The organism is Streptococcus parasanguinis (assembly GCF_040908565.1).
Lineage (GTDB): Bacteria > Bacillota > Bacilli > Lactobacillales > Streptococcaceae > Streptococcus > Streptococcus parasanguinis_AC.
Genome location: NZ_JBDGEA010000032.1, coordinates 1 through 7,481, shown reverse-complemented (window position 1 = coordinate 7,481; position 7,481 = coordinate 1). Strand labels below are relative to the sequence as shown.

The 7,481-nt window shown below is 43.1% G+C and carries 6 protein-coding genes; all 6 read left to right on the top strand.

The genetic code is table 11. The annotated features are described in order from the left end of the window. Window positions 1-173: 173 nt before the first annotated feature. The 6 genes from AB5Y61_RS10520 (at window position 174) to AB5Y61_RS10495 (ending at window position 7,272) form a co-directional block, all read left to right on the top strand. Complete coding sequence (locus AB5Y61_RS10520) at window positions 174-668, top strand: beta-class carbonic anhydrase (protein ID WP_368404114.1); 495 nt, start codon at window positions 174-176, stop codon at window positions 666-668. Between the two features lie 709 nt (window positions 669-1,377). Next, the gene (locus AB5Y61_RS10515; protein ID WP_003008955.1) at window positions 1,378-2,244 is read left to right on the top strand and encodes an ABC transporter permease; all 867 of its coding nucleotides are present in this window, start codon (window positions 1,378-1,380) and stop codon (window positions 2,242-2,244) included. Next, complete coding sequence (locus tag AB5Y61_RS10510; protein ID WP_150906641.1) at window positions 2,241-3,005, top strand: ABC transporter ATP-binding protein; 765 nt, start codon at window positions 2,241-2,243, stop codon at window positions 3,003-3,005. Before AB5Y61_RS10515 ends, AB5Y61_RS10510 begins: the two co-directional genes overlap by 4 nt. A gap of 1,005 nt (window positions 3,006-4,010) precedes the next feature. Further along, window positions 4,011-4,553 (top strand): hypothetical protein, encoded by a 543-nt coding sequence (locus AB5Y61_RS10505; protein ID WP_368404113.1) that lies wholly within the window; start codon window positions 4,011-4,013, stop codon window positions 4,551-4,553. A gap of 204 nt (window positions 4,554-4,757) precedes the next feature. After that, window positions 4,758-6,419, top strand: a complete 1,662-nt coding sequence (locus tag AB5Y61_RS10500) for a ribonuclease J (protein ID WP_368404112.1) — start codon at window positions 4,758-4,760, stop codon at window positions 6,417-6,419. Window positions 6,420-6,489: 70 nt separating this feature from the next. Then, window positions 6,490-7,272, top strand: a complete 783-nt coding sequence (locus AB5Y61_RS10495) for an alpha/beta hydrolase (RefSeq protein ID WP_368404111.1) — start codon at window positions 6,490-6,492, stop codon at window positions 7,270-7,272. The last annotated feature ends 209 nt before the right edge of the window (window positions 7,273-7,481 follow it).

Genomic DNA, 7,481 nt, shown 5'->3' with positions numbered 1-7,481 from the left:
CTACTCAACTGTGCGGAGGTGGGACGACGAAATCGAATTCTAACGAATTACCGATTTCTGTCCCACTCTCTTTTTTCAGATGTGACAGATGACAGGAGATCCTCTCTGACAGAAATAGTGAGATGTGGTAAAATAATAGATGATTTGAATTTCAAAGGAATAAAGGAGAGACCATGTCTTATTTTGATAATTTTATAACAGCCAACCAAGCTTATGTGGCGCTACATGGGGACCTCCATCTTCCGATTAAGCCCAAGACACAAGTAGCCATTGTGACCTGTATGGATTCTCGTCTTCACGTGGCACCAGCACTAGGGCTGGCTCTTGGAGATGCCCATATTTTGCGGAATGCTGGAGGGCGCGTGACCGACGACATGATCCGGTCTTTGGTTATCTCCCAGCAGCAAATGGGAACCCGTGAAATTGTGGTCTTGCACCATACAGACTGTGGCGCACAGACCTTTGAAAACGAAGGCTTCCGTCAGCATCTTAAGAAAGAACTGGGAGTGGATGTGGGGGATCGTGATTTCCTACCTTTTCAAGATATTGAAGAAAGTGTCCGTGAAGATATGGAACTTTTAAAAGCTTCTCCTTTGATTCCAGAGGATGTCATTATCTCAGGAGCTGTGTACGATGTGGATACTGGTTTGATCTCAGAAGTGAAATGAATTAAGATAGGAAAGCAGTAAAAAATCCTCTACGGCTCAAAAAAATATGTATATATATTATAAAAAATAGAAATATATGTTGTTAGATAATCATTCTGTTACTAGTTTCAGAAAATTTTCATTGACTTGATTTACATAAAACAGTATACTAGTAAGGCAATTTGACCTTTTAAATTGCCGGCAACAAGGGGAATGAATCCGCTTTGAATTGGAAAGAACAGTAGGGTTTGGAGTGGAGAACTTCACGCCCTTGTTGTCGTTAGTTACTCCATTAAGATAAGACTGAGTTCTGAAAAATGTATAAATATAAAAACTTCCTTAGGAAAGAAAGCCAAAGGAAGTTTTTTGTGATTGGGATTTCATTGTATTTGTTTGTAACTGACAAAATTTGCAAGAAGATGGATTCGAAAGAGAGTAATTTTGTTGACCTGTCTAAGGTTGATAGGTTTCTGTTTGTCTCATCCTGCTGAAAAATTTATCACTTTTTGGTGAATGTAGAAATGGTTTATGGATTTAAAAAATGGGCTTTGCTCAGAAGAGGGCTTATCTCCTTGCTTTTATAAATGCGGTCTAACCAATTTTATAGATCGCTCGCTAGAACAAGAATGATAGGGGAAAATAAAGGGTGGGAGGAGAGATGTGAATTTTCCTATAGGTTCTCCTCCATATTTGTGATACAATTAAACTACTATTATCGAAGGGAGAAACTATGATTAATTCAATTGTTTCACAAGGTTTGATTTGGGCCATTTTAGGGTTAGGAATCTTTATGACGTTCCGAATTCTAGATTTTCCAGATATGACGACAGAAGGTTCTTTCCCGCTTGGAGGAGCGGTGGCGGTGACCTTGATTACCAAAGGGGTCAATCCACTACTTGCGACGCTGGCTGCTATTGGAGCAGGGTGCTTGGCAGGACTTGCGACGGGTCTTCTCTACACAAAAGGAAGAATCCCGACACTCTTGTCAGGGATCCTCGTGATGACGTCTTGTAACTCGGTTATTCTCTTTGTCATGCAGCGGGCTAATTTGGGACTTCTGGGCTATAAAAAAATTCAGGAATTTCTTCCTTTTGCCAGTGGGTTCAATGAGATTCTGATTGGCTTGATTTTTGTAACGCTTGTGATCCTTGGTTTGATCTTCTTCTTGGATACACGCTTGGGTCAAGCCTATATTGCGACAGGGGACAATCCAGATATGGCCAAGAGCTTTGGGATCAACACTGACCGGATGGAATTGATGGGCTTGGTCATTTCAAATGGGATTATTGCTCTTTCTGGTGCACTGATGGCTCAGCAAGAAGGCTATGCGGATGCTTCACGTGGGATTGGTGTCATCGTTATTGGGCTTGCTAGTCTCATTATTGGAGAGGTGCTCTTTTCAAATGTCACCTTGACAGAGCGCTTGCTCAGTATTGCGATCGGATCGATCGCCTACCAATTTTTGATTTGGGCCGTGATTGCGCTTGGCATCAATACCAGCTATATTCGAATCTTCAGTGCCTTGATCCTAGCTATCTGCCTGATGATTCCAACCTTTAAGGGAAAAATCATGAAAGGAGCGAAACTCAGTAAATGACAGCAATTGTAGAATTAAAAAATGTAACCAAAGCCGTGAGCAATGGGATGAACGAAGAAAAAGTCATTCTGGATGATGTTTCCTTGGAAATTCGAGAGCATGATTTTATCACGATTTTAGGGGGCAATGGAGCTGGGAAATCAACCCTCTTTAATACCATTGCTGGGACACTTCCAGTTAGTAGCGGGAAGATCTATATTCTAGGGGAAGATGTGACCAACTACTCTCCTGAGAAGAGAGCCAAGTACCTATCTCGTGTCTTTCAAGATCCTAAAATGGGAACAGCGCCTCGTATGACAGTGGCAGAAAATCTCTTGGTAGCGAAGTTTCGTGGAGAAAAACGTGGTTTGATTCCGCGTCACTTGGCAAGCTATAAAGAAGAGTTTCAAACAGTTCTTGCTAAGATCGGCAATGGCTTGGAAAATCATATCGATACAGCAGTTGAGTTTCTATCAGGTGGGCAACGTCAAGCTTTGAGCTTGTTGATGGCGACACTAAAACGTCCAGAACTTTTGCTTTTAGATGAACATACAGCTGCCTTGGATCCAAAAACGAGTCAGGCTCTGATGACCTTGACCGATGAGTTTGTGAAACAAGATGCTCTCACTGCCCTTATGATCACCCACCATATGGAAGATGCTTTGAAATATGGCAATCGCTTGATTGTGATGAAAGATGGACATATCGTCCAAGACCTCAGTCAAGAAGAAAAAGCCCAAATGACCATCGCAGACTACTATGAATTGTTTGAGAAAGAATAAGATACAGAGCCCGTAAAATGCAAAGTCAAAATAGGGAGTAGGACAGAAGCGATATCATTTATAAACGCTTCGTCGTCCTACCCCCACAAGGCTGATTAGGTATTCTTCTGAGCTTAGAAAGCGACAGAAGAATCCAATCAGCTACTGTGTCTTGAATTAATTGCTATTCAGCTTGCGTTTTTGACACAATCCGCAGCCCGTGTTCATTTAATAAGATACAAAGCCCGTAAAATGAAAAGTGGAAATAGGGAGTAGGACAAAAGCGATATCGTTTATGGCGCTTCCCCCCACAAGTCTGATTAGGATTCTTCCGAACTGATCAAGCGAGAGAAGAGTTCAATCAGCTACTGTGCCTTGTCTACATGCTAAGCTAGAGAGCTTGTTCTCTAGCTTTTTCTCTTTCTAAAACACAAGTTACTGTTTATAAATATACGTCGTCCTTTCAATGACTGCCTTATACAACAAAAAAGCTTAGAAAGAGGTTAGAAGAAAACTGCATAAAAATAGGAACTAGTTTCAGGTGGAATCGCTTGCAATCGCTAAGGGGGTTGAGTATAATATAGATAGAAAGATGAAGAAGGGATTGATTCCAATGCCTTATCGAGTTAAAAGTTAGGTTACTTCGTTTTAGGCCTGTTTTGCTGATAGCTGTTCATGCTCTTATCGTAAAAGAGCAGTCATGTCGTGTGTGTCGGATCGGTTGGACGGCCGGGCAAACCTGCTTAGTTTGCTTGGAGACATAAGAAAACGTGGAAATAGTAGGTAGAAGCTTTTTGTAAAGGTTTTCAAACTTCAATGCGTCCAGTCGAAAAATCATCATTTGGATTTGGAATAGCAAAGAAAACCTCTGGTATTTTACGCAAATACTATTAAATGAAATCAACATCATAAACATTGTTTTGTTAGCCAAAAGGTTAATTGCACCAAGTCAGTAAAGCAGACCAGGCCTCTAGTCCCGTAAGACTGGAGGCTGTTTTTATAAAATACTCAGGAGGAGGTGAGAGTATGGGATTGTCGTATGCGCAAGAATATAGTTGCCGTGACCATTTCCGGCAGAGAGCTTTTGAGCGATTTGGCGTAGATGATCAGCACCTGAACCGGTGGATTAACCAACATCTCCCCTCTCTCTCCCCTTATGATAGTGACGTGGTTCAGCCGGCTAATACAAAAACTTATGTAGCTAGTGACGGTGTCATCTTTGTTTGCAATGTCAAAAGTCGGGAATTCATCACCTGTTTTAAGGCGGTAAATTACCAAGAACCCAAGGAAGAAGAGGAAGCTTATACGGATATTCACGAAAACAATGTCGCTTCCTTCAAAAAAGATGTGAACTACCTAATCAATCGCTACCGACTCAAGGAAGCCAAAGAGCTGTTTGAAAATATTGGGGAGGACTTGGATGACTTTTATCGCCTGTCCCAAGCGGTCAAGAACGGCCAATTGAGCGAGCGAAATAGTAAGCGCTTAGAGGAATTGTTAGGCAAGTTTCATGTGATCAAGGCAGCTATGCGGATCATTGAAAATAAACGGGGAGATTACCATCTTTAGGGTCTTTTCCCCCTAAAAATAGGCGCCTAGAAGTCCTCTCATCTACTTCAGATGAGAGGGCTTTTTTTGCTGTGGAAAGCTTTTTGAAAAAAAGAGAAAAAAATTGTATAATAGAGTGGATATGCAAGTATTTGCAAAACTGTAATTCGACTTGGGCGACCAAGGACCGTAAGTATTAAAATAATCACACTAAAGGAGACAACAGTGAGTAGTATTAAATTAGTCACTTTGGGCGGTGTTCGAGAAAATGGGAAAAATCTCTACGTTGCCGAAGTGAACGATTCGATTTTTGTCTTGGATGCAGGTTTGAAGTATCCAGAAAATGAGCAACTTGGGGTGGATGTCGTTATCCCCAACATGGACTATCTATTTGAAAACAAGGACCGCATTGCGGGTGTTTTCTTGAGCCATGGTCACGCGGATGCCATTGGGGCTTTGCCTTATCTTTTGGCCGAAGCCAAAGTTCCTGTATTCGGGACAGAGTTGACCATTGAGTTGGCTAAACTCTTTGTCAAAAGCAATGACAGTGTGAAGAAATTCAACGACTTCCATGTCATCGATCAGAATTCTGAGATTGATTTTGGTGATGCCGTCGTCTCTTTCTTTCAAACAACCCACTCCATCCCTGAAAGTATCGGGATTGTGATTGGCACTCCTGAGGGCAATATCGTCTACACAGGAGACTTTAAATTTGACCAAACTGCCAGCGAGTCTTATGCGACGGACTTTGCTCGCCTAGCTGAGATTGGACGCGAAGGTGTGCTTGCCCTCTTGAGTGATTCAGCGAATGCGGATAGCAAGATTCAAGTTGCCAGTGAGCAAGAAGTGGGCGATGCCATCTTAGATACGATTGCAGACTGGGATGGTCGTGTGATCGTGGCGGCGGTAGCCAGCAACCTTTCTCGGATCCAGCAGGTCTTTGACGCTGCAGCTGAGACTGGTCGCCGGGTGGTCTTGACAGGGTTCGATGTGGAAAACATCGTCCGCACAGCCATTCGCTTGAATAAATTATCTCTTGCTAACGAAAAACTCTTGATCAAACCAAAAGAAATGAGCCGTTTCGAGGATCATGAATTGATCATTTTGGAAACAGGCCGAATGGGTGAGCCGATCAATGGTTTGCGCAAGATGTCGATTGGTCGTCACCGCTATGTGGAAATCAAAGATGGAGACTTGGTCTACATCGTTACAACGCCATCGATTGCCAAAGAAGCAGTGGTAGCTCGTGTAGAAAACATGGTCTACCAAGCAGGTGGAGTTGTCAAATTGATCACGTCCAGCTTGCGCGTATCTGGTCACGGAAACGCACGGGACTTGCAGTTGATGATCAACCTTCTTCGTCCTAAATATCTCTTCCCGATCCAAGGGGAATACCGTGAATTGGATGCTCATGCGCGGGTGGCGATGGAAGTCGGGATTTTGCCTGAAAACATCTTTATTCCAAAACGCGGAACGGTAATGGAGTATGAAAAGGGTGACTTCGTTCCTGCCGGTAGCGTCTCAGCGGGAGATGTCATGATCGATGGGAATGCCATTGGTGATGTGGGCAATATCGTCCTTCGTGACCGCAAGGTCTTGTCAGAAGACGGGATCTTTATCGTGGCGATCACGGTGAATCGCAAAGAGAAGAAGATTATTTCCAAAGCGCGCGTGCACACTCGTGGTTTTGTCTATGTCAAGAAAAGTCGGGATATTCTTCGTGAAAGTTGCGAATTGGTCAACCAAAGCGTCGAAGATTATTTGAATCAAGATAGCTTTGACTGGGGTGAGTTAAAAGGTTTGGTGCGCGACAACTTGTCTAAGTTCTTATTTGAACAAACCAAACGTCGTCCAGCCATCCTACCAGTCGTGATGGAAGTAAAATAATGGAAGAAATGGAAACGCTTGGCAGCCGAAGGCTTGCCGAGTGTTTTTAACAGTAGAAAGAGGGAAGCAAATGGCAGTTATGCAGATTGAGTATTATTCAGAAGCCTTGAAGATGGAGTGGGGGGTGTCCGTTCTTTATCCCGATGCATCGCGCGTGGAAGATCCGGCAGATACGGATATTCCGGTTCTCTATCTCTTACACGGGATGAATGGCAATCACCACTCTTGGTTGAAGCGGACCAATGTGGAGCGCATCCTGCGCAATACCAATCTGATCGTGGTCCTACCCAACACCAATAATGGCTTTTACACCGATACCCAGTATGGCTACAACTACTACACGGCCATTGCGAAAGAATTGCCAGAGACTCTTTCTCGCTTCTTCCCGAATATGACTAAGAAACGGGAGAAAACCTTTATTGCGGGTCTATCCATGGGCGGCTATGGATCAATGCTCTTGGCCCTCAAGACAAATCGTTTCTCTCGAGCTGCGAGTTTCTCTGGAGCACTTAGTTTTCACGATCGGGATTTTGAAAACAATGACTTGGAACAACCAGCTTTTTGGAAGGGAATTTTTGGAGAGATTGAGGATTGGACGACCAGTCCCTATTCGCTAGAGACTGCTGCCAAGAAGTTTTCAGATAAGAAGACCAAACTATGGATCTGGTGTGGGGAGCAGGATTTCCTTTATGAAGCCAATAATTTTGAAGTCAAGGAATTAGAAAAGTTAGGCTTGGATGTCACCTATACCCACAGCCCAGGCAAGCACGAATGGTTCTACTGGGAACGTGAGTTGGAGCACTTTTTACAAACCCTACCAATCGACTTTGAATTAGAAGAAAGACTAAGTTAAGATACAAAGGGCGTAAAATGCAAAGTGAAAAAAGGAAATTGTCGCAGGGAGCGATGCTCACAAGAGACTTTATCTTTTTCACATAGCATTTAGGGTGTGTTCATTTATTAAGATTGAAACAATCTTCATATGGAGGCTGGGACAAAAGTCCTAGCCTCTTAATTGTTTTTGGATTGTCGAGCAAGACGCAGTGGTTGAGTGGGCTCTAC